Source organism: Arthrobacter sp. E1SS-5, from assembly GCF_057073715.1.
In genome coordinates this window covers 3316433-3342845 of record NZ_CP172703.1, presented here as the reverse complement: position 1 = coordinate 3342845, position 26413 = coordinate 3316433, and the positions used below count along the sequence as shown (strand labels likewise).

Below are 26413 nucleotides of genomic sequence, written 5' to 3'. Positions count from 1 at the left end.
CCGTTGGGACCAAGTTCTATCCAGACGGTTTACATAGTGTTAACGCCAGCGCCACTGTCTCTAACCACATGATGCGTTCTCGGTAGGGAGGATAACGTCCTTTACAGGCTGGACAGTGGGTGTGACAACCACGTTAGGTTCGTTGTGTTGAACGATCTTCCCGAAGGTGAAGTCGACCGTTTTGCTTTCACCCGGAGCAAGTTGTTGGGCCACAACACCAACGGGCCTAGTGGCGTGGAGGTAAGGGGCGAAGGCAGTCTTCTGGCCATCAACGGCCGCAGACTCCACGTTTGCTTGCGCGGGTCCGTAGGCGACGATATTCGTTTGTACTGTGCCTGGAGCGACTCCAAAGGTGCCGCCTCCGGTGACGTACTTAGGCAGTGAAATGGCAGCATCCGCGGGCGCAGTGTTTGTACTGGTGATACGTACTATGGTCTGCTCGTATCCCTCAGCGGGACACTCTTTGACCAGCTGCACCGTGCGCTTCACGTAGTAGTCCATCTTTGCGCCCGTTCCGTCGTTGAAGTAGACCCCAAATTGCGCCGGTGAGACGCTCGGTCCGGAGATGGACCCGCTAAGGCGGTACTTTGCGATTACCGATTGATATTCGGTAGTCCCCGACCAGATAAGAACCCGTCCTTCTTCTGTTCCCCTGGTTAGGCCGCTGATGATCGCCTTACCTTCGCCTTTGCCAGAAGAAAGGGCGGTGAAGACTTCCTTGGCAACGCCAGCAAAGTAGGCATCTTGTAGTTTGGGCTGGGGTATTTTCCCGTACACGTCGGAAAGAAGAGTTGGTACAACGTTGCTACCAGTCAATTCCGTGGGTAGGCCTGCCGCCTTCACGGCTGCCAGTTCCGGACCATTGATTGCGACCGGACCCGTCGCCTTGAGAATATAGCTCAACACGACAGGATCAATAGAGACCACGCCATCAACCTTTTGCCCAGTCTTTTTTTCCCACATCGCTTGCGCGAGACTCGCTGCGGTCGGAAAAGCAGGCGTGAGATTGATGTCCTGCATGTACTTCCCGAGACGAGTCGAGTAGATCTGCTGCTGTTCGTTATCAACGGCCAAGGTTGGTGACATCACCCCAACATCCACCGCGCTGCTCTGAGCACCTAACGACAGTTTTCCCTGGTCGAGGGTGAGCACAGCAAGAGCGCCAGGGATCCCTCCTGATGCACGGGCCTCAGCATTATTTTGAATTATCAGTAAGTAGGTCTTAGGTGTGTCGGAACCCAACATGGCCGGTGCGATTCTGGCCGCATCCGCTGCTGAGTCAAGGGCCCCAACTGTCTCTTGGAGTTCCCGGGAAGCCTCACGTAGGGGCCCAGCCACTTCGGGCAACAACTGCGTTTGGTCGATTGCAGCGAGCCGTTCCATAGATGAACGAACAATGTAAGAGGACGAAATGACGCTCGGCGCTGCAGCTTTGATCGTTTCAAGGTTGCTGCCAGAATTACTCGGCACCAGAGTGTCCCAGTTGAGCGACTGGTAGACGTCCACTAGGGGGCTCAAAGCAAGGGTCGCAACGTCGTCCGCTGACCTTGCGACCTCGGAGACCGCACTGAGATTCGGTCCAAGCCAGGGCAAGTTTGAAGATAAAGCCCAAATAGGATCTCCAGCAGCATCGCGGGCGGCTGAGGTGTACTTGCGGATATCACCAAGAGTACTCTTGGCTGCCCCCTGATCAGAGGTCACGATCTCCTGCTTCAGCGTTGCTACTGAGCTAGCGGCCGCCTCTAGTTGGCCTTTAATCTTGGTTGCCGTCATACCTAACCAAAGAGCCGAACACCCGAGGATCGCGATAAGCAAAAAGACTGGAATGCCTATTCTCAGAAATCCGTAGTGACTCTTTCGAGGTCTCGGAGCCTGTGACTGAAATCGAGCCGCAGAAGGTGCACGGAATCTACGCGACATCTTCAGGGACGGCCCAGTCCACGGTACGTCCAGCCGGCAGTACGCCACTTACCTGCATCCAAGACGTTCCGGCCGTCCAAGATTCGGGGTGCGGCGACGGATTCAGCCAGCTCATAGGGGTCAAGCTCCCTAAATTCTTGCCACTCTGTGAGCAGTAACAGACCGTCGGCCTTGGCAATAGCCCTGTTCAATTCTGGTTCGTACTGCAATTCAGGGAATCGCAGTGCAGCGTTCGGAAGGGCCTTCGGATCAGTGACGGTCACAACCGCGCCTTGCAGTTGCAGCTGGGCGGCGATGCTGAGGGCAGGAGAATCACGCACGTCGTCACTCTCTGGTTTGAACGCGGCGCCTAAAACGGTGATTCGCTTGCCGAGCAGCATACCGCCCATAAGCTCTCTTGTGAGTTCCACAACTCGTGTCCGCCGACGCATGTTGATAGCGTCAACTTCTCGCAAGAAGGTTAGAGCTTGGTCAGCACCCAGTTCACCTGCGCGGGCCATGAAGGCCCGGATGTCCTTCGGCAAGCAACCTCCTCCGAAACCGATGCCTGCATGGAGAAACTTTCGTCCAATTCGGTCGTCGAGACCTATGGCGTCGGCCAGTTGTGTAACATCGGCACCCGAAGCCTCGCAGACTTCTGCCATTGCATTGATGAAGGAAATCTTCGTGGCGAGAAATGAATTGGCTGCAGCCTTGACCAGTTCGGCCGTTGCATGGTCAGTGACGAGGCGAGGGGTACCATCGGCGATCGGCCCCTGGTAAACGGCATCCAACAGAGCCACAGCACCGTGGTCTTCGGAGCCGCCGCTAACTCCGTAGACGAGGCGGTCTGGATGAAGAGTGTCCTGGACTGCGTGTCCTTCACGAAGAAATTCAGGATTCCAGACTAGGTGAGCATCTGGTTCGTGATTCTTGAGCAGTCGCTCGAGCCGAGCAGCAGTTCCTACAGGAACAGTAGACTTGCCGACGACGAGATCCCCAGCTGTAACATGCGGCAAAAGGGCCGTTACTGCCGCATCAACGAAGCTCATGTCGGCGGCGTTTTCACCTTTTTTCTGAGGGGTACCAACGCAGATGAAGTGGACGTCGCTACCCGCTGCGGCCGACATGTCTGTCGTAAATGAAAGCCTGCCAGTGTCCTGCACATCTCTGAGCAACGCTTCCAAGCCGGGCTCGTAGAAGGGAGCTGCAGCTTTTGCAAGTTCCGCGATCTTGCGCTCATCTACATCGATACCCACGACTTGATGGCCAAGCTTCGCCATGCATGCTGCATGTACTGCACCTAAGTATCCGCAACCTATAACGGAAATACGCATTTCAACTACCTTCCCCAAATGAAAAATTCATACGCAACGGATCAAGAAAAAAATTCACCACTAAACAGCGCCGTCGCTAGCAAAAACTGCTCGAAACGTTTTGAACAGGATGACAATGTCACCCATGAGAGACCAGTTCTCCACGTAATAAAGGTCAAGCCGAATGCTTTCCTCCCAGGAAAGATTCGACCTACCGCTGACCTGCCACAGTCCGCTCATGCCTGGACTGACATACAGGCGGCGGTGCGCCGCGTCATCGTATAGGGCGACCTCTCCAGCTCGCTGCGGTCTCGGTCCTACAAGGCTCATGCTGCCACCCAAAACGTTCAGGAGTTGGGGAAGCTCATCTAGCGAATATTTCCGTAGCACGCGACCAAGAGGCGTTATTCTTGGGTCATTTTCAACCTTAAATAGGGGCTTGTCCGCTGTACCCTGAGCATCAAGCAAGCTTTGGAGTTGTACATCAGCATCGACCTTCATCGATCGAAACTTGAGCATGTGGAAAGTTGTACCGCGCAAGCCAATTCTTTCTTGGCGGTAAAAGACTGGGCCGGAATCGGTCATCCGAACGAGAATTGCAAGGGTAAGGAATATTGGCGACAGGGCAGCCACTAAAAGTCCCGCGACAGCAATATCGAATGTCCGTTTGGCTACTTTTTTGCCTCCGGTTAGCTTGGGCGTGGAAACGTGAATTAGAGGGAGACCTGCAACGGGCTGCGTATGGATCCGCGGGCCGGCAATGTCTGTTAGCGCAGGAGCGAGGATCATTCCGATATCCCGTGCTGCTAGCTCCCACCCCAATCGCCTCAGATCCTTTGGATGCATATTTACGCCAGCCGATACAGCCACTGCATCCACGTCACTTTTAAGGATCACATCCAGAATGCAGTCGAAGTCTGCTTCAGTCCCAGTGACGGGAATCGAGAGCTCGGCCTCCGTGTCGTGGCCGGTTTCGGCTCCGGGAAGATGTGCGGCGACCGGTAAGTAGCCAGCCGAAGGCGCACTCTTTAGCGACCGGGCTAAATGCGCGGCAGAGTGTGGCCCACCAATGATCAGGACGCGCGAAATGCTTCTGCCACGATTTCTCTCAAGACTGAGGTGTTGACGAACCAGCCATCGGCCGGCCAACAATCCAAGCACACCTGCGGGAAAAGCGAGTCCAACGAAGCCTCTGGCAGTATCAATCCGAAGTGCATAGGAAATAATCGCAACAAAACCGAACAGCCACATGGAGGCGGCTAAAACCCGTTTATATTCTTCCGTACCCGAGCCGAGGACCTTCGCTTCTCTAGAGCCCCATATCTTCAACATGACCCACCACGCAAGCGCCAATGCTGCCGCGAGGACTAGGTAATCTGCGTCCCGAACGCCTCCGCCGTTGATGTCAGAGAAACCAAATCGAACGCCGAATGCCCCCGCGACGGCCCAAAGGACAACAAGGGCGTCCACAATTCGGAGCCTAAGAGTGTACTTCGTTCGCCAGTTCTGCTCGGACTTAGGCTCGGTTACGTCCGACGCACTCGTACCGAGTCGTTGAGTGCCCCTCACAACATGTCCCCCCCCATGGAATTGCAAACCAACCTAAATTTTTTAGTCTTTGACAAAGGATGTTCCCGCCCCATCGACTGGGCATTACCACGCATGCTGCCTACTTTGCCTAGGCCGGAGTGGGATGCTGTCAAACTCTTAGAAACACCATTGGTTCAGGTATGGCGGACTTGATTATAGCCGTCCCGGAGACCAGTCGGAAGCGCACGCGGTGGCTCTGACCGATGGAAGCGTACCGCGCCACAGTCGAGTAACTAAAGTTGACCAAATGTTGCAACACAGGAGAACGGCAGTATCGTTCGTTCCGTTGCAGCTGAGGCAGAAAACGGCACTGGGCGCCGTTTCTGATCCAGCGCGATGGCTGGAGAACACGCCGGGACGATTTGTTCTTACCCTGGAAAAATTTGTGCTGCTACCAGAAGCCTGTTTACGTGTGTGACGTCGAAGCCATACGAGGCCGAGTACTTGTGCGGGGTATGCCTAGTGCACGTCTCGGATACCCATGTCGTAAGACGCGACGTAGTCACTCCATGGCGGTGGGTACACTTATTGGGCAGCATGAGCGTTCACTGGGGGACGTATATCTGTCGTTGTAGCTGCTGACGACCAGACCCCAAACTTAGTAGCGATCCTCGTCGCCACGATCAAGAAGGTATAGGGGTTATCAGGTTGGTCAAAGATCAGGACCAGGACATTCGTTGGTCTGTTATAACTGTCTCGTATAACAGTGCCGAAGTTCTAAAAGAACACTGGACGGGAGGCGTTCCCGCGGGCGTTGAATGGATTGTTGTTGATAACTCCTCTACGGATTCAAGCGTGGCGACTGCCAGGGCGCTAGGTGCTCGCGTCATAGGGCTGGAAACGAATGTCGGCTTCTCGGCAGCGAATAATCGAGGTCTGCAAGAATCAGTGGGGAACTATGTAGCGTTCGTCAACCCTGATGTCGTCGTAGCTTGGGCAGATCTGCGCCAGCTCGAGCTCTTGATCGATGAATCGGGCGGCCTGGTTTCCCCGCAGCTGCTCAACCCAGATGGCACTAAACAGCCTAATGGACGTGGAGCGCCCAGCCTGCTGAGCAAGGTACGAAATCGTCTGAAGTCAGGCCGCGGTTCTACTTACCAAATCTATGCAGAGGAGGGTGAGGTCAAATACGTTGCCTGGCTCATTGGGGCTGTGGTTGCTGGTTCTTCGGCTTCCTTCAAAAAACTTGGGGGTTGGGATGAAAGCTACTTCCTCTACTACGAAGATAAGGATCTCTCGCTAAGAGCTTGGCGTGAGGATATACCAGTCTTGCTTTGCGGAAACGTCAAGTGGACGCACTCATGGGCGCGGGCGACCAAGCACCTTTCAATTGGCCCCTGGAAACGCGAATTTGCCGCCGCTTCGACTTTTTATAAGAGAGAACCTCGACTGCTTTACACGACAACTCCCGGGAAGCGAAATTTCAACAGCTTCACTTTGAGCGGTACGCCCTACGTGCATAGCTCAGCGACGGCGAGTACGGAGGCGTCGAAGTGAGAGTTGTATTCGCTCTTCGAGCTGATGCGCACACCAAGCCTGGGGGCGACAGCAAGAAGGTCGCCCGATATGAACAGGGCCTTCGTGAAGAGGGTTGGGAAACAGAAATCGTGACGTCGCCACGTGAACTCGCGGCGACGCAGTCTGACCTAGTACATCTGATGAATCTCGATACGCCGAGAGAGAATGTCCGCTATGCCCAGGTGGCCAAGAGAAGCGGGCGCCCTTATGTGATCTCAACTATCAGACATCCTTTCGGCGGCATGGAGTCGATGTACAACCTGGGCGATGACCGGTTTTACAGTCGGTTGCGAAGCCTAGGAATTGAAGCTGAGACAGGAATTGGCATCAGGGAGCAAGTCAAGCTTTTGAAGCAACGCAACTTCCGTGCCGCTGGAATCTCAGGAAGGTACCTGTCTCTTCAACGGGACCTAGTAGATGGAGCAGCCGCCATCTACCCGATGGCTGCAGGAGAATCGGATGCCATTGCCAGAGATTTCCCAACCCAGACTCCCCACAAAATAGTTCGAAATGGATTCTCTTTTTCGCCTTCCGTTGTGACTAAACCGACGGCATCTGCCGACTATGACCTAGTTAGTGTTGGAAGAATTGAACCTCGAAAAAACTCGCTGCTTTTAGCTAAAGTAGCTAGTCAGACCGAGCTGAAGACCGTATTTGTCGGCGCCCTCAATGATAACCATCCGGGCTACGCGCAGGAATTCTTAAGCGTCGTAGAACAGCACCAGAATCTGGAGTATCTGGGTCAACTGGACCATGGTTCCATTCTGACGACCCTGCAGAGGTCCGATGCGTATATCAACCCGGCTTGGTTTGAGGTCGTATCCCAAGCGGACGTTGAGGCGGCATGTGCTGGGCTTCGGATCATTTCCACCCAACACAGCTATCTTGAGGACGCGTTGGGTGATAACGTCAAGCGTTTCGACCCAGCCGACCTTCTAGGGGACAACGCTCCGGGCAGGCTAGTCGAACTCTACAAGTCTGCCGACTCGGTGGACGGGGCGAAAAATCGGTCGTGGCGTGCATGCTCAGTTGAGCTCGCAGCGTCTTACAGGGAAGTCCTCGGTGCTACCCGATGAATTTCTTCTCATCTCTCATTGAGTATTGGGTCAAAGATAGGGACTTGCACTATGCGAACTCGGGCCGGAGGAGACCTGGAGCCTTGCGAAGCGCCTCCGCGCTGCTTAATCCATCGCTAATTGCGGCAACGCTGTTTCGTCTTAGCGCCGGCACCTCAGGTCTTACGCATCTACTTTTGCGCTGGATGACTTTATCGCTTTTTGCAAGTGATGTTTCTTCAGGGGCTCGGTTTCTCGGCGCAATGGAGCTTCCTCATCCCACGGGCATTGTTATAGGGCGAGGTGCCGTCGTTGGGGACGGGTCAAGAATCTTCCAGAACGTTACAATTGGGTCTTCGCGTAGGGGAAGCTATCCAATTATTGGCAAAAATGTAACTATTTATAGTGGAGCAGTTGTTGCCGGCGGCCTGACCATTGGTGATCATGCCACTATCGGTGCAAACTGCGTTGTGACACAATCGGTGGCAAGTTCTGATGTTGTTCGGTCTGGGTAAACTTGCAGGAAGAATGAAGGGACTTGTATTCGCTGGCATCACATTTGCCGGAATGTCCCTCGTGCTAGTGGCGCCGGCAGTGTTGGGGGCGGGCCCGCAACTTCTTCTACACGTCGCTGCTCTTGTCGTGGGGATGCAGGCAGCCCAGTCTAGCGTGGTGCAGGTCGGACGCAGCCTGGCAACGTCCTACTTGGGCAAAGTTTGGCTACTGACATCATCGGCTGCTTTCGTCACGCTAATTGAACAGGTGACGGAGTTCGGTACAGTCTTCGATGCTGTTCTAGCGACGATTTCCGGATCACTGTTAGGTCTTGCTTTGGGTCAGTCGTCCCTTGTTGTCTTGACTGGTAAAGGTGGGGCTGCTTTTCAGCTGTTCCAGGCTCTTCGATCCTTGGGCCTAGTGCTGGCAGCAGTTTTGGCTGCACAGTGGGAGAAGGCGTTTGTTGTCTCGTCTCCCTTGGTGATGACTCTTCTGGTTGCCGGGATGGCTTATTACACACCAAGGGTCGGACGGCGTCGCGTTGGCTACGAGCAGCCTAACTTGCTGAGCAAAGGCACCACAGCATCTATCGCTCTCGGTTTAGTTGCGTCGCTTTATTACAGAAACGACGTTAACTGGATCCGTACTGCTGTGTCGACCACTTCGGATTTTTTGATCTGGCACTATGCTCTTGTGATATATGGCGCTGTTCAAGGGTTTGTGGGTTTTCTGCTGATTCAGGTAGTGTTTGCGCACCGCGAGAAGTGGAGATTGAGAACGGCGCTTCTTGTGCAGCGATTCTCCTTTGTAACTGTATTCGGTTGGGTGGTCATCGTAGCCGCTGCCCTTTTGACGCTCCCGGCACTTCCTATCTTGCCTTCTGTCCTAGGATGTTCTTTCCTGGCTGCCTTGGTTGGCACCATTTCTGGCTTTGCCCACGTCTTGAGTTTGAGTTGGGCGCCGTACATAGCCGGTGTGCTTGGTGCTACAACTTTATCGACTCTTCTAATCACAGGCTCTGACCCAAGGCTCGCGATGGTTCTTGAAAGTACTGCAATAGGTTCAATCACGATCTTCCTGATTTTCATGCAACGGAGACGCGGATGCAATTCCTTCAAATAGTTCTTGGGATCGTCATTATCCTAGCTCTGGTACAGTGTGTCAGCTGGCTCAGGAAGTCTATGTATGCCACTGCCTTGTTTGGCATGGCCTACATACTTATATATATGGTAGACGTTTTGAACGTCTCCATTTCTGGCTCGACATATATCGCCGCTTCAATTGGTCAAAGGGCCGCCAGTGATAGTTCCGTGGCAACGACTGTAGGTTTGGTCGTTGGAACCTGGATACTGTTTGCAATGGGAGCTGAACTCGCTTCTCAAAGTTATGTTCAAAATAGGCAGATATTAGAACCTTCGCCTAGACGGCAGCTCAAGTTGTTGCCCTACATAATTTTGGCTGCCACTTTTGGCGGAGTCGTTTTCTCAAAGATCCTCAGTGTGGGCATTGCCGCCACACTAGAACTTCGTCAATCAGTTTTTTCCGACAACTTCTTGATCTTGTTGGGCTACTTCGTTTTGCCTGTCCTCGTCGCGCTCGGCGTGGCGAGTGCCTCTTCGATGCGCCGTTTACGCGCGTACGTAGTATGGCTGATCGCCGCCGGCCTGCTAGTCATTACTGCGCTCATGGGAAGTCGTTCAGGGCTTTTCCTCGGTGCCGTGATACCTGTGCTGGCCTTCTTTTGGAAGAAGGTTGTAGCCTCGCGAAGATCTATCAAGCGAGACTTGCAGCGGTTCGCAGTGATAGTTACCGTGATCGCCATTCCAGTACTTGGAGGAAGCGCGTATTTGGCGAGTACTAGGGGTCTCGTTGAGACGAGTTCTGTGCTTGACGGTACTGATGTTAGCCAAGCAGATGTCCTCATTGATCTCGTGGAGTCCCAGGCCGCGGGAGTGGCGACGGGTTCAACTTACCTGGCGTCGGTAACATCCTTCGTGCCGAGAAATTTATGGCCAGCAAAGCCACTGCCAGGGAACGTTGTAAGCAGCGAAGTGTTGACACCAGAGCGTTATAACCTCACTGGTGCTGAGACGACTGCTGGCCTGCTGGGTGAGGCGTATCTAAACGTCGGTCTGGCCGCTCCCTTTGTTGCGGCTGCACTGATGCTGCTCTTACTCCGCTTATGTTCCATGTTCCTTCGATCGGGAGATGACATTGTCTGGATGGTCGGAGTCATACTGGTCATTCGTGGACTCAACCTCCTACGCGGTGACCTAACAAATGTGGTTGTGCCAGCTGTATCCGCGGTGGTGGTTTGGTGGATTGCATGTAGGCGAGTCAGACAAAGCCCAACTAACGCGGGCTTTACTGTCAACGGAAATGCCGATCGAGCAAAGTTTCCCACGGTCTCCATGAGGAAGACATTCCCTCAACCCCGTAAATTGTAAGTGAACAGCACGATTCCGTACGAATGAAAGTCCGACAGGAATCATCCTCAATGCTCTGAAGGCTTTACTGCGTCAGATGCCAATGTAAAGGATTGAAGCGGGAAACAAATTGTCTCAGGGCTTTTTGGCAGCAGGGCGAGTGCAGGCTTTGGGGGTTGGCTGGTAAGTCTCCGTCCTACTACGCCATCTAATCTTGAGGGGCCCGCAATCCTTCCGGGGTTACTTTCCCGCTCGCTGATATGCAAATATCGGGCTACACTTCATGCGGGCGCCCGGTGGGCGGTGGAGGAGCGTGGAGACAAACCACAAAAAAGTGGCTTTGAGGACGCTTTCGGTCCTCAAAGCCACTGGCGTTTTGTCGGCGCATTTGATGCACTTGGACGACCAAATCCTCTCGAAGCAGATAGTCAAGCGACTGCTCCTCATTTGGCCTGTCGAAGGTAAGGGCTGGCTGGCCTAACGAAGGGTTTCCTGCACCCACGCCAACTGCGCGGCTATTCCGTCTGAAATACCAATTTTAGGTGCCCATGAAAGTTCCGAAGCGATCTTTTCTGTTGAACCTCCCGTCCGCCATACGTCACCAGCTACAGCCGCCGAGCGCTTGACCTGGAGCGGCTGATCGATGAGCGAATCGATAATGTCTAGGACGTCATTCATGGAGACATTGCTTCCCCCAGCGACGTTATAGACGCTCCCAGCGGGAGACGCGGTTTTTGCAGCGCGTACGTTGGCCTCCACAACGTCGTCAATGAAGGTGAAATCACGAATTTGCTCACCCGTGCCGTATAACGGCAGCTCCTGTCCTTGGACTGCAGCCCTCAAGAACCGTGTGAAGGCCATATCGGGCCGCTGGCCCGGGCCATACACCGTGAAGTACCGAAGAGAGGTCGTCGGGACCCCGAAGTTGCTGGCATAGAGGGAGCACAGGTGCTCCGCGGCGAGCTTGGTTACGCCGTAGGGACTGACAGGCTGGGGACGATCAGTCTCTTCTGTTGGGTATCGCTCGGCATTCCCGTAGACGGACGATGAAGAGGCATAGACCAAACGCTGGAGCGAAGTGGAGTTCTTTGCGGCTTCCAGCAGTCTTTGAGTCGCTTGTATGTTTTCACGAGTGTATATGTCGAAGTCGGATCCCCATGACTTACGGACCCCTGGCTGCCCCGCTTCGTGAAAGACGTAATCCACACCCTGAAGAAGTGCGGGAAGGTCAACGTTGTTTAGATCGTTCTCCATGAAATCGAAGCTCGAGTTTTGGTTGCGCTTTACATTAAGGACCTTCAGATCTCGGTCGTAATAGTCGGTTATGGAGTCAATACCAACAACTGAATGGCCCTCGGCCAAAAGCCGCTTAACAATGGAGCTGCCGATGAAGCCGGCAGCTCCGGTAACGAGACTCTTCATTAGTGTCCTTTTGAGGTGGTGTCTTTGAGTGGGTTTTGCTGCTTGACCCTAGTCCAGGTCCAAGCGGGATGAAGGAAACGACCTTGCGGGCCGACCAAGAGAATCAGACTGATCGTGCGGAGAACCATCCCTCGGATCATGTTCGTAGGCGCGCTCTACTTGCGTTCCGAGATCACTCGTGCGGCGAGGAGTCCTTTGTGAAATCGACGGTTCGACTTGCCCCTCGTGGCTGTAATAGCTGTAGGAATATGCGTCGGGACCTTTGGTGGGCAATCGGTTGAGAACAATGCCCAGAATGTTTGAACCAACCAGCGCGAGAGCACTTATGGATTTTTCCAGATCGTGTTGTCGTAGCTTGCTCGAGCCCACGACCAAGACAACGCCTCCGACATGCTGCGAAAGTACGGCGGCATCGGTCACCGGGAGCAGCGGTGGGGCATCTATAACTAGGGTGTCGAAGGTTTGCTCCAAGCGTGATATCAAACGGCCCATTTCTTGGGAGCCTAGAAGTTCACTGGGGTTCGGCGGAATCTGGCCGGACGTTAGCACGAAGAGGTTGTCCTCACCCCAGGGCTGCAATAGGTCCGTAACGTCGGCGGCACCCACCAGGGCGGTTGTTAGGCCGGCATTGCGTTCGAGTCCCAGGTACTCATTCACCATCGGCCGCCTGAGATCAGCATCGATTAGGCAAACACTTTGTCCCGCCTGCGCCAATGCTATAGCCAAGTTAGTGGCCGAAGTGCTCTTGCCTTCCCCGGGGAGGGAAGAGGTTACAAGCACTGTCTTCGCTTGCCCAGAAATGTTGGCGAATTGCAGGTTTGTCCTAAGCTGTCGGAAGGATTCCGCTCGCGGACTTTGCGGAGCAGCCTGGGTCAGGAGAGGTTTCTTCACCGCATCAGGGTCAAAGGCGATTCCACCTAGGAGGGGAGCGTCGGTGACGTGACGTAGATCTGCTTCGCCCCTAATCCGGCTGTCAAGGGTAGACCTCAGTATGCTCGCGGAAACGCCCACGCCCATACCCAGCAGCAGGCCCAACAGTAGATACAGTTTGGTATTTGGGGCGGAGGGTTCGGACGGAGCAACTGCGGGGGTTATTACCGAAAGGGCGACAGGACTGCTTCCTCCATTTTTCGGTTTTTCGAGTGTATCGACTGCTTTAATTAGGCTGTTCGCCGTGGCTTGTGCTATCGCTGCCGCCTGCACTGCGGACTGGTCCGACACTGAAATATTTATCAGGACGGTATTCAAGTCAGTGGAAGCCTTGATTCGTTGTGCTAACTCCTCAGGAGTGGTAGCTAAACCAAGCGCGTCAATGGCAGGTTGGAGCACAACTGGGGACCCCACGGTCTTTACGTACGACTGCACTCGGGCTTGGCTGAAAGTGTTGCCTTGCTGGAGCTCCTGAACGGAGCCTGAGCTCTGTATTGCAACAAACAGCTGGGTGTTGGCCGTGTATGTAGGTTTCGTGAAGACGGCAGCGGCACCAGCGATTAGAAGGCCAACTAGTGTGGTCGTAGTGATAAGAATCCAGCTACGGCGCAGGATGCGCAAGTAGTCGCGTAAATCCAAACTGGGGTCCCCCTGGTCGAATACTGGAGCCACCCGCGAAGGATGCCACCCAGAACGGCATTAATTCGTGCGGTCGAACCAATAGTACCCGTCGGAAGATTTCGAGCGTTCCTCGGATTACTCCGTCTGCACTCCTCGAATCTGTCTCTTCGGAGCCGGAGAGTCGTAATGACGGGCCCTCTATCCCTGATTGCTGATTGGGCCTGCGCTGGCCCATAAGTCCTCGTGCTTCTTCCGCGGGCCCATCAATAGCCCGGGCTAAGAACTAAGCTGCGTGGGTACAATCGGGGGACCAAAGGGAAACACGATTGCTTGGCCTGGCCGGAGGTACGGAAAACTATGTCGGAATGGCTCGAAGTCGGCAAGGACAACTTTGTACTTGCCACTCAAGGATCCCTGCTGAACACGGGCCTGATAGTCGGCTCAAACCGCGCCATGGTCATAGATACTGGGTGCGGCCCCCGACAGGGGCGCGAGATCCTAGATTCTGTCCGGCAGAAGACACGCCTTCCCCTCGTAGTCGTTAATACGCATGCCCACTACGACCATTTCTTCGGGAACGCAGTTTTCGCTGACGCGGGCGTGAGCGAGTTCTGGGCGCACCAGAACTGTGCCAACGAGATTGACCAGCGCGGTGATGTTCAGCGCAGGTACGTCGGAACCTTGGAACCTGAGATGGCAGCCGGTGAAGGTGAATGCGTAGAACTCGTGGTGCCCAACGCCATCGTCAAGGACCAGCCCGTCCTGGTGGACCTTGGCGGCCTCACAGCCGCCCTGTTCTACCTTGGCCGCGGCCACACTGACGGTGATCTCCTGGTGGGAACGTCCACCACTTTGTACGTGGGAGACCTTGTGGAACAGGGCGCCCACCCCTCGTTCGAGGACTCGTATCCGGAAGAGTGGGCCGACGTGCTCCGGCACATCTCGGCGCTGCGGCACCGCTACGAGTTTCTGATCCCGGGGCATGGGACGCCATGCAGCGACCCGTTCGTCAAAACCATGGCCAACACCATGAGCACGGCAGTCAGACAGGCGCGACAATCCATCCGCGACACGCCCAACGACGCCACGAAAGCCATCCCTGTCCTCCCCTACGGCCCGGAGCAGTCCCGCTGGTTCATCAAGCGTCTCCAGGAGAACTGGCGCGGCAGCCTAAGTTCGTCGTAGTCCACCCCCCGTTGACGAAAGGTTTGGGATTTCTTCCTCAGTCCTCACCCGCGGCAAACAGGGGAAACTTTCGACGTGCGTAGACGCCGCAGAAATACGCAGACGGAGGCGCAGGGTTCTATCGTACGTGGCCCTGGCCGTGCTTGCCGCAGACACCGCCATCGTGGTTCGGACGGCGCTACAAGGGCTGAATTAAGGTTCCGCAGCGGCCAGGCAAGGGCATGACCAGAACGAACGCGAGTTTGAGCCAAGCTGAGGCGACTCCCTTCCATCTCACCTAAAACCCATTTACTAAAGCTTTAGGATTCAAGCTTCTTGACGTGACTTGTCAATCGTTCTGTCACATGCTTAGGTCATAAGCAGTAAGGATGCTTATGACCGATGGAGATTGTTGTGGCCTTGACTGACTATGCCCTTGCGCTGAGCGCCCTGTTGGGCACCCTGCTGATCCCCTTCGCCGTTCTGTATCAGATGCTGCGGCTCAAGCGCCGCACAGTCCGGATACCTGTGCAGCCGGCGTCGGAACCCATCCACAGAGGTAACCGACGCTGATCATGCCGTACGTCGACATCAACCCCCACAAGGCCCGTCCCAAGTGGGTGGGCTACAGCGTCCTTGCTGTCCTCCTGCTACTCACAGCAGCCGTTGTTTCCGCCGCGCTAATCCACCACTGAACTGCGCCTTTGGTCTGATGGCCGCTGGGCAGGGCCTCCTGCCGGACCCCCTAGACTTACTGATTGAACCAGTGCCGCAGAACCGTTTGCCGAAACGTCCGGGGGGACAGACATGCCAGATCCGGCCGATCAGACTGCAGGCGCCCCAGCAGAAGATGCAGGGCAGCCGCAGCTGCGCCGACGCCGCGACCTTCGTCGTGCCGACGGCTCAGTTCAGGATGCCTGGACAGGAACCATGCCCGCTGTAACGCCCCCTTCCAACCCGAACGACGCCGGAAAGCCGGTCACGCGCCGCAGCTCCTGGGCGGAGGCAGCCGCGGCAGCGGACGCCACCAAGCCGTCACGCGCACCTTCGGCTGCAGCTGTGCCGGTGTCTCCTTCCTCTTCTGCAACCTCTGCTCCGGTAATGCCTCCTGCCGCGCCAATCACCTCGGTTCTTCCTGCTGGTTCCGCCTCGGGTGACGTGACTTCTGAAGCTGCCGTGCTGCCGTCGGACGCTCCTGCCGAAACGCCCTCCTTCCGCCGTAGCCGGCCCACCGTGGCCGACACGATCGCGGACGCACCCATGCCGGACTTCATCAGCTCGCCCGGCCTGTTCGTTAAGGAACAGAAGCCACGGCCGGTTGGAGGTTTCCGCGGGGCTCTCTACAACCTGACCGGTGGCGCCTGGAATTTGGGCCCCGGGCCCAAACAGCGCCAGGAAGACGAACTGGCCCGCCGCATATCCCGCCAGCTCCAAGGCAGCTACAACACAGCGGTCTTGAGCCTCAAGGGCGGTATTGGCAAGACCTCCACCACCGTTGGTGTGGGACTGACTTTGGCTGAATACCGCGGCGACGCACCGTGTGCCATCGACGCCAACCCGGACTCCGGGGATCTGGTGGAACGCGCGCTGGGTGAAGGCATTTACCAGCAGTCCACGCCGCGGACCATTTCTGACCTTTTGGAGAACATCGACTCCATTGATTCCTTGACCTCGCTGGCCCGGTATATGCATCACGCCGGCCGGTTGCACCTGATCGCGGGGGAGCAGGACCCGGAGGTCTCGGACTCGCTGACGGCCGAGGAGTACCGCCGCATCCGCAAACTTATCTCCAGCTATTACTCAGTGGTGCTGACCGACTGCGGCACCGGGGTGACCCACAATGCGATGAGTGGGATCCTGCAGTCGGCCGACAACCTGGTGATAGCTGCGGGCTACGCGGTGTCCGGCGCCAAGCGGGCGCGGAGTACCCTGCACTGGCTGGCTAGCCACGGGTACGAGGACCTGGCGCGCAACGCCATTGTGGTTATCACAGATAAGGACGAGGTGTCCTCCCGCGTGGACAAGGACGCCATCGAGGAACACCTTTCGGGGATCTGCCGCGAGCTTATCGCGGTGCCACACGATCGTGGGGTTGCCGACGGCGATCTGGTGACGCTGGACGTTCTGAAGCCGGAGACGCGGCGAGCCTACAAGGAGATCGCCGCAGCGATTGTGGACGGGTACCGCTAAGCGTTCGACCTCCACGTACGGTGCATAACCGGATTTTTCTACCGGGTAGAATTTGCGCAGGTCTCAAACATCAAACGGGGGAATCGTGGGTCTATCCGCGCTTGGCGTTCGCCATGCCAGTCAGCCGAAAGTAAGCCAGAAGAAGAAATCTTCTTCTTTCCGTCCCGATATTCAGGGTCTTCGAGCTGTTGCCGTCCTGGCAGTGATTGCCGATCACTTCTTCAGCTGGCCATCCGGCGGGTTTGTTGGTGTAGATATCTTCTTCGTCATATCCGGCTTCCTTATCACCGGGCTCCTGCTAAAGGAGCATGCCAGACAGGGAAGGATCTCGTTCGCCGACTTCTACCGCCGTCGGGTTCGGCGCATCATGCCCTTGGCGGTGCTTGTTCTGCTAGTGACGGTAGGTGCGGCTTGGGCCCTCTATAACGCTGGTCGCGCCCGCGTCATAACTGACGATGCAGTCTGGGCGGCCCTGTTCTCCGCCAACTGGCACTTTGCTTTGATCGGCACCGACTACATGAATGCCGGCGCGGCAATTTCCCCGCTACAGCACTTCTGGTCGTTGGCGGTGGAGGAACAGTTCTACGTTCTCTGGCCGTGGCTCATCGTTTTGGTTCTAGGCGGATGGGCTGCCCGGGCGAACTGGTCAGAGGTCCGAGCCAAGCGAGTTCTTGGGCTAGCCATGATCGTCCTCATCCTGGCCTCCTTTGCTTGGGCAATGTGGGAAACCTCGTCCAGTCCGACCGTTGCCTACTTTTCAACCTTCTCCCGTGCTTGGGAGCTTGGTATTGGTGCCCTTATTGCCGTCGCGGCCGGTGCTCTCGAAAAGATTCCAGCATGGTCCCGGCCGTTGCTTGCTTACGTTGGGCTTGCTGGAATTGGCTTCTCGCTGTTCGCCATTACCCCTCAAAGCGCGTTTCCTGGCCCGTGGGCTTTCTTGCCTGTGCTTTCGTCGGCCCTAGTGATCGCGGCCGGGTGCGGCGGAGACCAGAAGTTCCTCTACCCGCTGACCAACCGAATGTCGCGGTACCTTGGTGACATCTCGTACTCGCTCTACCTATGGCACTTCCCCTTCGCCATTCTTGTTGCCGAACTACTCCCGAATGGACCGTTGACCAGCGTGGCGCTCCTGGTCGCGGTGTTCGCGTTCTCGGCAGTTTCGTTCCATCTCGTTGAAGATCCCATTCGCAGGTCAGCGTGGCTGGAACCGAAGTCGGTGAAGAAGAATAAGCAACCGCTGAAATTGAACCCATTGCCATACCTTGGAGTCCTGGCCGCTGTGACTCTCGCGGTAGTCGGCGGAGCGCTCTGGAATGACGCATCTGTGGCCAACCGCCCTGCCTCCGCTGCACCCGTCCCAGCACCCGCAGTCCCTGGGAGTGGAACGGCAGCGACGGCGATCAGCGCACACTCAGCAAAGCTTCAGGCCGCGGCAGCGGCATCCGAATGGCCAGAGTTGAATCCGAAGCCGGAAGACCTCGGTCCTTCTGCTAAGGCTCCAGAGTGGGTGCAGGATGGTTGCCTAGCTATGGAGCGCAACTCCCAGTCGGATCCAGTTTCGAACGCACAGCGCTGCTCTTTCGGCCAGCCGGGGGCATCTAAGACAGCGATAATCCTCGGCGACTCGATGGCCATCAGTTACGCTCCAGGCATTCGGGCCGCGCTCGAACCTTTGGGTTATAAAGTCCTCATCTACACCATGCAACAGTGCCCCGCAGCAACGTTGACCATGCTTCAGGACGACGGATCAGCGCATCCATCCTGCAACCCCTTCCGCAGTTGGGCCATCGGGAAAGTGAAGGAGATTCATCCGGACATTGTGTTCCTGACCAGTTCTCGCGGAGCCAGTGGGACACTCGCGAGCAAAGCAACGGGCCGTGCGGCGATTGACGAATGGCAAAAAGGTACGGAGGCCACTTTCACCGCACTCGAAGGTGCTGCCGGACGCATTGTGGTGCTGGATTCGCCTCCAGGTGGCAAGAACCTCCAGGAGTGCGTAACGCGTATCAGCAGGCCTGCCGACTGCTCCGGTTCGGCCGATTCACGCTACGACGATCTTGCAAAAGCCACTCAAAGCGCCGGCATGGCCGTCAATGTAAAACCTGCGCCAGAAATCATTCCCACAAAGAGCTGGTTCTGCACTACGGCCAATGTCTGCCCGTCATTCATCGGGACGACACCCGTGTATGCAGATACTGGGCACCTCACCGCGATCATGTCCAAGGCTCTCGGCCCGGTCATCGCGGAGTCCCTGAAGCTGGGCCCAGCGAGAAGCTAGGCCCAGCGTCCGTCAGTAGCTATCCAAGGTTCCCGGCGCCGCTGTCGGGGTGCTGCGATGGCCAGGAGTTGCGCTTTTGGATCGCAGACCCGACCACCGACGCCACGTAGGAGAACCCCTGGCGGGCATCGTGACCTTCGTTCGATCGCACCAATAGACCGCGGTGTCATCCACTCGGGAGGCGGTTGGAGGCGCGATGCCGCCGAAGGCAACGTCCCCTAGGTCGTTCTCCACCCACGTTCCTAGCAGCCAGGACTTCGAACTGTTGATGCATCCGACGCTGCCGCCGGGGTTACCGGAGTAGTGCCCTGCCACGTCCACGGCAACGACGGACGCGCAGCAACATCGCCCCCCAGGAACGGCGCCTTGGAGGCAGCCGTCGTCGGCAGCGTGAGCCACTTTCTGCTTCACTGGATTCGGCGATCGAGGAGAAAAGAAAGCTGGTGGAAGCTCGATGGTGTCCTACGTTCCTAACGACCTGCTGTCGCGGCTCGTAGACCAGCGGTTGTACTCCGTGGAGTTTGTCCTCAATGACTACGTGCAGTTCCGGTTCGACGGCGAGCAAAATCCCGGTCATGTGAAGCTCAACAGCTACGTGTGGCCCGTTGTCCGGCAGGATGGCCGCCAGTGGCGCGAGCGGGAGCTGGGGTATGCCGATGCACTGCGCCGGCTGGCTCCCGGTGCGGTGGTCTCGACGAGTGAAGAGACGGGTTCCGGCATCCGCATCGAGCTCGACAAGGGCACCATCGTGATCCACCCTGCCAAGGAAGAGGTCTTCGTGGAGATTGCCGAACTCAGCGGCTTCCCGGACGGACGGTGGATGGCCTGGCGCCCGGGCGAGGACAGCTTCGAAGATCTGGCGTAGTGCAGCATTCCCCGATACCGCAAAAGGCAGGGCCCAGCGCGGGCCCTGCCTTCAAGGTTTTGGTCTACCCCCCGTGCACCGGAACCTGGACAAACCGCGACAGGTATTCCATCAGGTCGCGGATCCCAAAGCTCCACGCCGGGAGGTCCTCGGCGGTGCCCGTGGTGTTGATCAGCGACCCCAGCTGGGCGCTGTGGATCGTTACCCGGTCTCCCTCCTTGTGCGTGAACCCCAGGCCCGGCGCATCCCGGTCCTGGCTGGGGGCAAAGAGCGTCCCCGTGAACAGGGCAAAGCCGTCCGGGTACTGGTGGTGCCTGCCGTAGGCGGCCCCCACCAGCTCTTCGAAGGGCCGGCTGATCCGGGACAGGCTGTTTTTCCCGTCAAGACGGTAACCGTCGGTCCCCTCCACGGTCATGGTGATGTCCTCGCTCCGCAGCGACTCCAGGCTGAACCGGTCGTCGAAGAGACGGATGAACGGGCCGATGGCGCAGGACGCGTTGTTGTCCTTGGCCATGCCCAGCAGGAGTGCGCTGCGGCCCTCCACATCGCGCAGGTTCACGTCGTTGCCCACGGTTGCCCCACGTACCCGGCCGCTGGAGTCCACGATCAGGACCAGTTCCGGTTCCGGGTTGTTCCAGCTCGAGAACGACGGGATGCCGATTCGAGCCCCAAACCCCACGCTTGAGAGCACCGGGGCCTTGGTGAAGACTTCCGGGTCCGCACCGAGCCCCACCTCCAGGTACTGGGACCACATCCCCTTGGCCGTCAACACCTCCTTGACCTGCCGGGCCTCCTCGGAACCGGGACGCACACTGGCAAGGTCGGAGCCAAGAACAGCCAGGACGGACTCACGGACGGCCGCGGCCTGGTGGAAATCCCCGCCGCACCGCTCCTCAATGACCCGCTCGATCATGCTGTCCACGAACGTCACGCCGCAGGCTTTGACCACCTGCAGGTCCACCGGGGCCAGGAGGTACGGGCGTTCCGTGTCCTGCGCCAGGGAAGCATCGATCAGCGCCGCCAGGTTCCAGCTGGGCGACTCACGGGTGGCAGCGATGAGACCCGCCGGGTCGTCCAGGTCCATAAGTTCCGCAACGGTGCGGACGTGCGGGGTGTGGTCGAAGACGTCCTGTCCGCTGATGGAGACCACGCGCGGCCCGCCCGTCTCCGGGTCCCAGACGCGCCCCACCAAAAGGGCCCTGTCCGCATCCGCGGGCAGGACCTGGCCTGCAGTAACAGTTGTCATCGTGCTTCAGCTTTCTGTCCGGCAGGCTGGTGGATTCCGTCCACCCGCCGCGTGATGTTCCAGGGGTTGTCATCCCGGAGGGCAGGCGGAAGCTGCTCCGGGGCGAAGGAGTCGTAGGCAACCGGGCGCATGAACCGCCCGATGGCGCCGGTGCCCACGGAGGTGGTGGAGGCTGCGGTGGTGGCAGGATAGGGCCCGCCGTGCTGCTGCGCGTAGGTGACACTGACTCCCGTCGGCCAGGCGTTCCACACCAGCCGGCCGCTCCGTTCCCGCAGCACCGTCAGCAGGTCATCGAGCTTTTCCTCCGGCTCACCCTGGACAGTGGCGGTCAGCTGGCCCTCCAGCAGGCCGGCCAGCTCGGTGAGGTCGGTTCCGGGACGGTACCGGATGATCAGGGTGGCGGGGCCGAACATCTCCTGCTCCAGCAGCTCCGGCTGTGCCAGCACTGCCTCGGCGGTGGTGGCCAGCACAGTGGGCCGGGGAGCTTCGGCGTCGTCGCCCTTCACCAGGACGTCCACGCCCTCGGCAGACCGCACCTTGTCCAGGGCAGCGTCGAAGCCCTCACGGAGCTTCGGGCTCAGGAGCGGTGCCAGGCTCTTGGACTCAAGCTCCTGCTGCAGCAGGGCGGCTACCTCGTCGGTATCCTCCACCGGCGCGAAGAGCAGCCCCGGCTTGGTGCAGAACTGCCCCATCCCGGCGGTGAACGATGCGGCGTAGCCGGAAAGGATCGCGTCCCGGCGCTCGGACCAGGCCTGCTCCGTGACGAACACGGGGTTGATGCTGCCCAGCTCGCCGTAGAAGGGGATGGGCGTGGGGCGGCGGCAGGCCCGGTCAAAAAGTGCCCGGCCGCCCGCGGTGGAGCCGGTGAAGCCAATCGCCTTGGTCAGCGGATGGTCAACGAGGGCTTCGGCCGCCTGGCGGCCCACCACGGCAGAAAACAGTCCCTGGGGCGCACCTGCCGAAGCAAGCGCCTCCTCGACGAGGGCCGCCGTGCGCAGCGCCAGCTGCAGGTGCCCTTCATGAATCTTGTGCACCACGGCGCAGCCGGCCGCCAGGGCGGAGGCGGTGTCCCCGCCCATCACGCTGAAGGCAAAGGGGAAGTTGGAGGCACCGAAGACGCCCACGACCCCGAGGGGCACGTTGACCCTGCGCAGGTCCGGACGGGGGCCCATTCCCCAGCTCTGGTCGGCGTGGTCAATGATGGCGCCCAGGTGCTCACCGGCAAGGATTTCGCTGCGGAAGAGGCGCAGCTGGAAGACCGAGCGCTTCAGTTCGAAACGCAGCCGGCCCTGGTCCAGGTGGGTTTCCTGCTCTCCGAGGCCCACGAGTTCGTCCGCGTTGGCTTCGAGGGCGGCGGCGATGGCCTCCAGCCAGGACCCGCGGACCTGCGGTTCCACGTCCCGGGCCTGCTCGTAGGCCGCGTGCGCGGCCACTATTTGGTTCTCGACCTGCTCTGGTTTGGTGTGCATGTTGTTTCCTCCTGGAATCATCTTTAGTTCCAAATTCTTCCCTTGTCGAACAATGTGCGATATTTCGAACGGTGCGCGTAGACTGGAAGCCGCGCTAAGCCAACGCGCCCCCAACGAAAGGACTCCACGTGCCCCGCTTGACCCCCGCCGTCGTCAGGAGCCTCGATGTCCTGGAGCTTTTCATGGACGCCCGCCACGGTCTCTCCGCACCCGAGGTGGTGCAACGGACCGGCCTTCCGCGGACCACTGTCCACGAACTGCTCACCACCCTTACGGAGCGCAAATACCTCCGCCGGGACGATGCCACCGCCACCTACCACCTGGGGCTGAGCGTCTTCCGGCTGGGCAACGCGTTCGCCGAACGGCTGGACCTGCACGCCGTCGGGCTGCGCATCGCCCAGTCCGTGGGCAGGGAGTGCGACGAGACCGTGAATGTGGGAATCCTGGACGGCGCGGACGTGGTGTACATCTGCAAGGTGGACAGCACCCAGTCCGTGCGCATGGTCTCGCGCATGGGCGGCCGGCTTCCGGCGAGCTGCACCGCCGTGGGCAAGGCCCTCCTGGCGTACCTGCCGGACGCCGAACGCAAGCGCATCTTCACCAAGGGCCTTGCCAAACTGACCCCCAAAAGCATCACTGAACCCCACACGCTCGCCAATGTCCTGGACGAGATCCGTGCCTCCGGGCTGGCCTTCGAGTCCGGGGAGTCCACCCCGGACGTTTCCTGTGTGGCTGCGCCGGTCCGGGACCACACCGGCGCAGTGGTGGCGGCCCTGAGCATCTCCGTTCCGGACATGCGCTGGAACCAGCGCCCGGTGGAGGAATGGTCGGCGATGGCGGCCGACGGCGCTGCCCGCTTGAGTGCCGAGCTCGGCTACCGCTGACGGCTGGGGGAGCGGGACGCACCCTTGGCGGTCAGCCGGCCAGCGCCACATGGTCGCCCGAAATGCCGACCGTGGACTTGACGCCCAGCAGCTGCATGGATCGTACGTACTGGGAGCGCAGGATCTTTACGGCATGGGCGGCGCCGCGCTCGCCGCCGGCCATCAGGCCGTAGAGGTAGGCCCGGCCCACCATCGCCGCATCGGCACCCAAGCCGACGGCGGCCAGGATGTCACTGCCGGACATGATGCCGCTGTCGATCAGCACCGTAGCGTCCGGGCCCAGGGCCTCGCGGACCTTCGGGAGGATCTTCAGGATGGTGGGGGAGCGGTCCAGCTGCCGGCCGCCGTGGTTGGACAGCACAACACCGTCACAGCCCAGCCCCACAACCCGTTCGGCATCCTTGACGGTCTGGATGCCCTTGACCAGCAGCTTGTGCGGCCACACTTTACGCAGCCACGCGATGTCCTCGAACGTCAGGGCGGGATCGAACACCTGGTCCGCCACCTCCGCCGAATTTCCGCCGAAGCCCCGGAGGGACGCGAACTCGATGGGTGGGGTGGTGAGTTTGTCGAACCACCAGGACGGGTGCAACGCCATGTCGGCAAAGGTCTTCGGCGACAACGTGGGCGGGATGGTCAGCCCGTCACGCAGCTCCCTGACGCGGGCGCCGCCCACCTGGGTGTCCACGGTGACCATCAGGACGTCGTAGCCGCTGGTCAGCACCCGCTCCAGCAGGCCCTCCGTCTTGCTCCGGTCCTTGGCGATGTAGAGCTGGAACCAGTTGTTCCCTTCAGGCACCGCCTTGGCGAGGTCCTCCACGGTGGTGGTGCCCACCGTGGAGAGGGTGTACGGGATGTTGTTCCGGGCCGCGACCCGCGCCACCGCCTTCTCGCCGTCGTTGTGCATCATCCGCGTGTAGCCGGTGGGAGCCAGGACCAGGGGGAAGTCGATGGTGCGGCCAAAAAGCTTCGTGGACGGATCGGGATCCGAGACATCGCGGAGGACCGCCGGGGAGAACTCCACGTCACGGTAGGCCTGCCGGCACCGCGCGATGGTGATCTCTTCTTCGGCGGCGCCGTCCGTGTAGTTGAAGACAGCTTTCGGCGTGGTCTTCCGGGCCATTGCGCGAAGGTCCGCGATGGTGAACGCCCGGGCAAGCCTTCGCTGCACGGGATCCAGCTCGAAGCTCCGGAACTGGACAAGTTCGCGGATCTCGGACCACTTGGGCAGTTGACGGTCCTCCATAGGGAGCAACCCCTTTCACGTTCGAAATTTAGTACAAAGGTCGGCAAGCTGGCGCTGGTGAGTCTGGCAGTTTGGTGGTTGGGCCCCGCGGCCGCTGGCGGCTGCATTGCCGCTGGCGCAGGCATTTCCGTCCAAATTCCGCTTCATCGCTTGACGGTCCGGGGTGGTATCCCTAGACTCCTTTGTGTTCCCGATCACCCTACCCCAGCGAATGCTTGATCGCCACATCGACCAACGTTCGAAATATCGAACAATGAACTTGCCAAGTTGCGAGACCCACAAAGCTGTGGGCTTTCGAAAGGACCCCCAATGTCAGCAGTCCCCAACGCCGCTGCCTCCAGCGGCGGACGGATCGTCCTGCGCTCCGCCCAGGACGTCACCGACCTCATCAACAGCGGTACCCTCAGGACGGGTAAATCCTTCGCCATTACCCTCATCGCCCTGGGCGGCATCTTCTTGGACGCCTACGACTTCACCTCGGTGGCGTTTGGCCTGCCCTACATCTCCAAGGACTTCCACTTGACTCCCGAGATGCTGTCCGTGGTGTCCGCCTCGATCATGGTGGGCGCCCTGGTGGGATCGGTCTTCGGCGGGTACTTCGTGGACAAGCTGGGCCGGTTCAAGGTGTTCATGGCGGACATGGTCTTCTTCGTTGTCGCAGCGATCGCCTGCGCCGTCGCCCCGGACGTCTGGACCCTCATCATTGCCCGCTTCATCATGGGCGTGGGCATCGGCGTCGACTTCCCCGTCGCCTTCAGCTTCCTGGCCGAATACGCCTCACGGAAGAAGAAAGGCGGCACCGTCTCGCTCTGGCAGCCCATGTGGTACGCCGCCGTCGCCTCCACTTTCGCGCTGCTGATCCCCGTGTACTTCCTCTTCCAGGGCATGCAGTGGCCGGAAAACCAGATGTGGCGCATCGTTGTGGGCTTCGGTGCCGTCCCTGCCATCCTGATCATGATCTTCCGCCAGAAGTACATGGCTGAGTCCCCGTCCTGGGCGGCACAGAACCTGGGCCTGCATGAAGCCGCCAAGATCCTCAAGCGGACCTACAACGTGGACGCCGAAGTTGCGGAAGACGCCGTGGACCCCCGCGCCGAGCGCAAGCAGTTCCAGATGACCCTGACCCAGGCCTGGGGCAAGCTCGTGGGCAAGAAGTACCGCGGCCGTACCGGCCTGGCCCTCGTCATCAACGCCAGCCAGTCCATGGAGTACTACGCCGTGGGCTTCTTCGTCGGGCAGATAGTGCTCGCCATGCTGCACACCCAGAACGTCATGACCAACATCGTGTCCTCGCTGATCCTCAACCTGGCCTTCGGCGTCACCGGCGGCTTCATCGGTGCCCGCCTCTCCGGCAAGATCGGCCCGCGCAAGCTGTCACTCCTCGGGTTCTGCGGCACCTTCACCTGCATGGTCATCGCCGGCAGCCTCAGCAACGTCGAAGGTGCCTGGTCCTTCATCGGCGCCCTGGTGATCGGCCTCCTGATCTTCTGCCACGCAGCAGGTCCCGGCGCCCAGGGCATGACCATGGCCACCATGTCCTACCCCACGTCCCTGCGCGGCGCCGGCACCGGCTTCACCCAGATCGGCATCCGCCTCGGCGCGATCGCCGGCCTGGTGTTCTGGCCCCTGGCCACGGCAGCCTGGGGAACCAGGGCGCTGCTGGTACTCGCCGTTGTGCCCGCCATCGCCATCGTGGTGATCCTGGTCAACAAGTGGGACCCGCACGGCCGCGACATCGACGCCGAAGACTACGAGGACGCGTCAGTGGCCGCCGTCAGCGCAAACCGCTGATCCAAGCG

At 58.9% G+C, this 26413-nt stretch carries 20 protein-coding genes; 12 read left to right on the top strand and 8 right to left on the bottom strand.

Features of this window, described 5'->3' with window-relative positions:
* Window positions 1–60 precede the first annotated feature (60 nt).
* From ACIGJD_RS15575 to ACIGJD_RS15565, 3 genes are all read right to left on the bottom strand, one after another.
* Entirely contained in the window at window positions 61–1773 is a 1713-nt protein-coding gene (locus ACIGJD_RS15575) for a DUF4012 domain-containing protein (protein ID WP_483686951.1), read from the bottom strand.
* Window positions 1774–1922: 149 nt separating this feature from the next.
* Window positions 1923–3236 carry a UDP-glucose dehydrogenase family protein gene (locus ACIGJD_RS15570; protein WP_483686950.1) on the bottom strand — a complete coding sequence of 438 codons (1314 nt, stop codon included), beginning with the start codon at window positions 3234–3236 and terminating at the stop codon, window positions 1923–1925.
* A 60-nt stretch (window positions 3237–3296) separates the two neighbouring features.
* Window positions 3297–4685 (bottom strand): sugar transferase, encoded by a 1389-nt coding sequence (locus ACIGJD_RS15565; protein WP_483686949.1) that lies wholly within the window; start codon window positions 4683–4685, stop codon window positions 3297–3299.
* A gap of 768 nt (window positions 4686–5453) precedes the next feature.
* On the opposite strand from ACIGJD_RS15565, the gene ACIGJD_RS15560 reads away from it, so the two are divergent.
* From ACIGJD_RS15560 to ACIGJD_RS15540, 5 genes are read left to right on the top strand one after another with little or no spacing between them, the layout of a single operon-like run.
* Window positions 5454–6302, top strand: a complete 849-nt coding sequence (locus ACIGJD_RS15560) for a glycosyltransferase family 2 protein (RefSeq protein ID WP_483686948.1) — start codon at window positions 5454–5456, stop codon at window positions 6300–6302.
* On the top strand, window positions 6299–7399 hold the full coding sequence (locus ACIGJD_RS15555) for a glycosyltransferase (protein WP_483686947.1): 1101 nt from the start codon (window positions 6299–6301) through the stop codon (window positions 7397–7399). Before ACIGJD_RS15560 ends, ACIGJD_RS15555 begins: the two co-directional genes overlap by 4 nt.
* On the top strand, window positions 7396–7893 hold the full coding sequence (locus ACIGJD_RS15550) for a serine acetyltransferase (protein WP_483686946.1): 498 nt from the start codon (window positions 7396–7398) through the stop codon (window positions 7891–7893). Before ACIGJD_RS15555 ends, ACIGJD_RS15550 begins: the two co-directional genes overlap by 4 nt.
* Before the next feature lie 13 nt (window positions 7894–7906).
* Window positions 7907–8995, top strand: a complete 1089-nt coding sequence (locus tag ACIGJD_RS15545) for a hypothetical protein (protein WP_483686945.1) — start codon at window positions 7907–7909, stop codon at window positions 8993–8995.
* 59 nt (window positions 8996–9054) lie between these two features.
* Window positions 9055–10320: a hypothetical protein gene (locus ACIGJD_RS15540; RefSeq protein ID WP_483686944.1), complete on the top strand. Its 1266-nt coding sequence runs from the start codon at window positions 9055–9057 to the stop codon at window positions 10318–10320.
* A gap of 456 nt (window positions 10321–10776) precedes the next feature.
* Here the strand turns inward: ACIGJD_RS15540 and ACIGJD_RS15535 are convergent, their stop codons facing one another.
* Both ACIGJD_RS15535 and ACIGJD_RS15530 read right to left on the bottom strand, forming a co-directional pair.
* The gene (locus ACIGJD_RS15535; RefSeq protein WP_483686943.1) at window positions 10777–11721 is read right to left on the bottom strand and encodes an NAD-dependent epimerase/dehydratase family protein; all 945 of its coding nucleotides are present in this window, start codon (window positions 11719–11721) and stop codon (window positions 10777–10779) included.
* A 48-nt stretch (window positions 11722–11769) separates the two neighbouring features.
* A complete protein-coding gene (locus tag ACIGJD_RS15530) occupies window positions 11770–13290 on the bottom strand; it encodes a tyrosine-protein kinase domain-containing protein (protein WP_483689516.1) in 1521 nt (506 codons plus the stop codon).
* Between the two features lie 339 nt (window positions 13291–13629).
* Here ACIGJD_RS15530 and ACIGJD_RS15525 point away from each other — a divergent pair, with 339 nt between their 5' ends.
* From ACIGJD_RS15525 to ACIGJD_RS15505, 5 genes are all read left to right on the top strand, one after another.
* Window positions 13630–14457 (top strand): MBL fold metallo-hydrolase, encoded by an 828-nt coding sequence (locus ACIGJD_RS15525; protein WP_483686942.1) that lies wholly within the window; start codon window positions 13630–13632, stop codon window positions 14455–14457.
* 381 nt (window positions 14458–14838) lie between these two features.
* On the top strand, window positions 14839–15009 hold the full coding sequence (locus tag ACIGJD_RS15520) for a hypothetical protein (RefSeq protein WP_483686941.1): 171 nt from the start codon (window positions 14839–14841) through the stop codon (window positions 15007–15009).
* 357 nt (window positions 15010–15366) lie between these two features.
* The gene (locus ACIGJD_RS15515; RefSeq protein ID WP_483686940.1) at window positions 15367–16626 is read left to right on the top strand and encodes a MinD/ParA family ATP-binding protein; all 1260 of its coding nucleotides are present in this window, start codon (window positions 15367–15369) and stop codon (window positions 16624–16626) included.
* An 85-nt stretch (window positions 16627–16711) separates the two neighbouring features.
* A complete protein-coding gene (locus ACIGJD_RS15510) occupies window positions 16712–18904 on the top strand; it encodes an acyltransferase family protein (protein WP_483686939.1) in 2193 nt (730 codons plus the stop codon).
* 454 nt (window positions 18905–19358) lie between these two features.
* Window positions 19359–19769: a hypothetical protein gene (locus tag ACIGJD_RS15505; RefSeq protein WP_483686938.1), complete on the top strand. Its 411-nt coding sequence runs from the start codon at window positions 19359–19361 to the stop codon at window positions 19767–19769.
* Window positions 19770–19833: 64 nt separating this feature from the next.
* On the opposite strand, the gene ACIGJD_RS15500 is transcribed toward ACIGJD_RS15505, so the two are convergent.
* Window positions 19834–21015: a fumarylacetoacetate hydrolase family protein gene (locus tag ACIGJD_RS15500; RefSeq protein WP_483686937.1), complete on the bottom strand. Its 1182-nt coding sequence runs from the start codon at window positions 21013–21015 to the stop codon at window positions 19834–19836.
* On the bottom strand, window positions 21012–22484 hold the full coding sequence (locus tag ACIGJD_RS15495) for an aldehyde dehydrogenase (NADP(+)) (protein WP_483686936.1): 1473 nt from the start codon (window positions 22482–22484) through the stop codon (window positions 21012–21014). The genes ACIGJD_RS15500 and ACIGJD_RS15495 overlap by 4 nt, the downstream gene beginning before the upstream one ends.
* A 128-nt stretch (window positions 22485–22612) precedes the next feature.
* Between ACIGJD_RS15495 and ACIGJD_RS15490 the strand changes: the two genes are divergently transcribed.
* Window positions 22613–23368, top strand: coding sequence for an IclR family transcriptional regulator (locus ACIGJD_RS15490; protein ID WP_483686935.1), 756 nt, complete (start codon window positions 22613–22615; stop codon window positions 23366–23368).
* Window positions 23369–23399: 31 nt separating this feature from the next.
* On the opposite strand, the gene ACIGJD_RS15485 is transcribed toward ACIGJD_RS15490, so the two are convergent.
* Window positions 23400–24614, bottom strand: coding sequence for an alpha-hydroxy acid oxidase (locus tag ACIGJD_RS15485; protein ID WP_483686934.1), 1215 nt, complete (start codon window positions 24612–24614; stop codon window positions 23400–23402).
* Between the two features lie 309 nt (window positions 24615–24923).
* Between ACIGJD_RS15485 and ACIGJD_RS15480 the strand changes: the two genes are divergently transcribed.
* Window positions 24924–26405, top strand: coding sequence for an MFS transporter (locus ACIGJD_RS15480; RefSeq protein ID WP_483686933.1), 1482 nt, complete (start codon window positions 24924–24926; stop codon window positions 26403–26405).
* Window positions 26406–26413 lie beyond the last annotated feature (8 nt).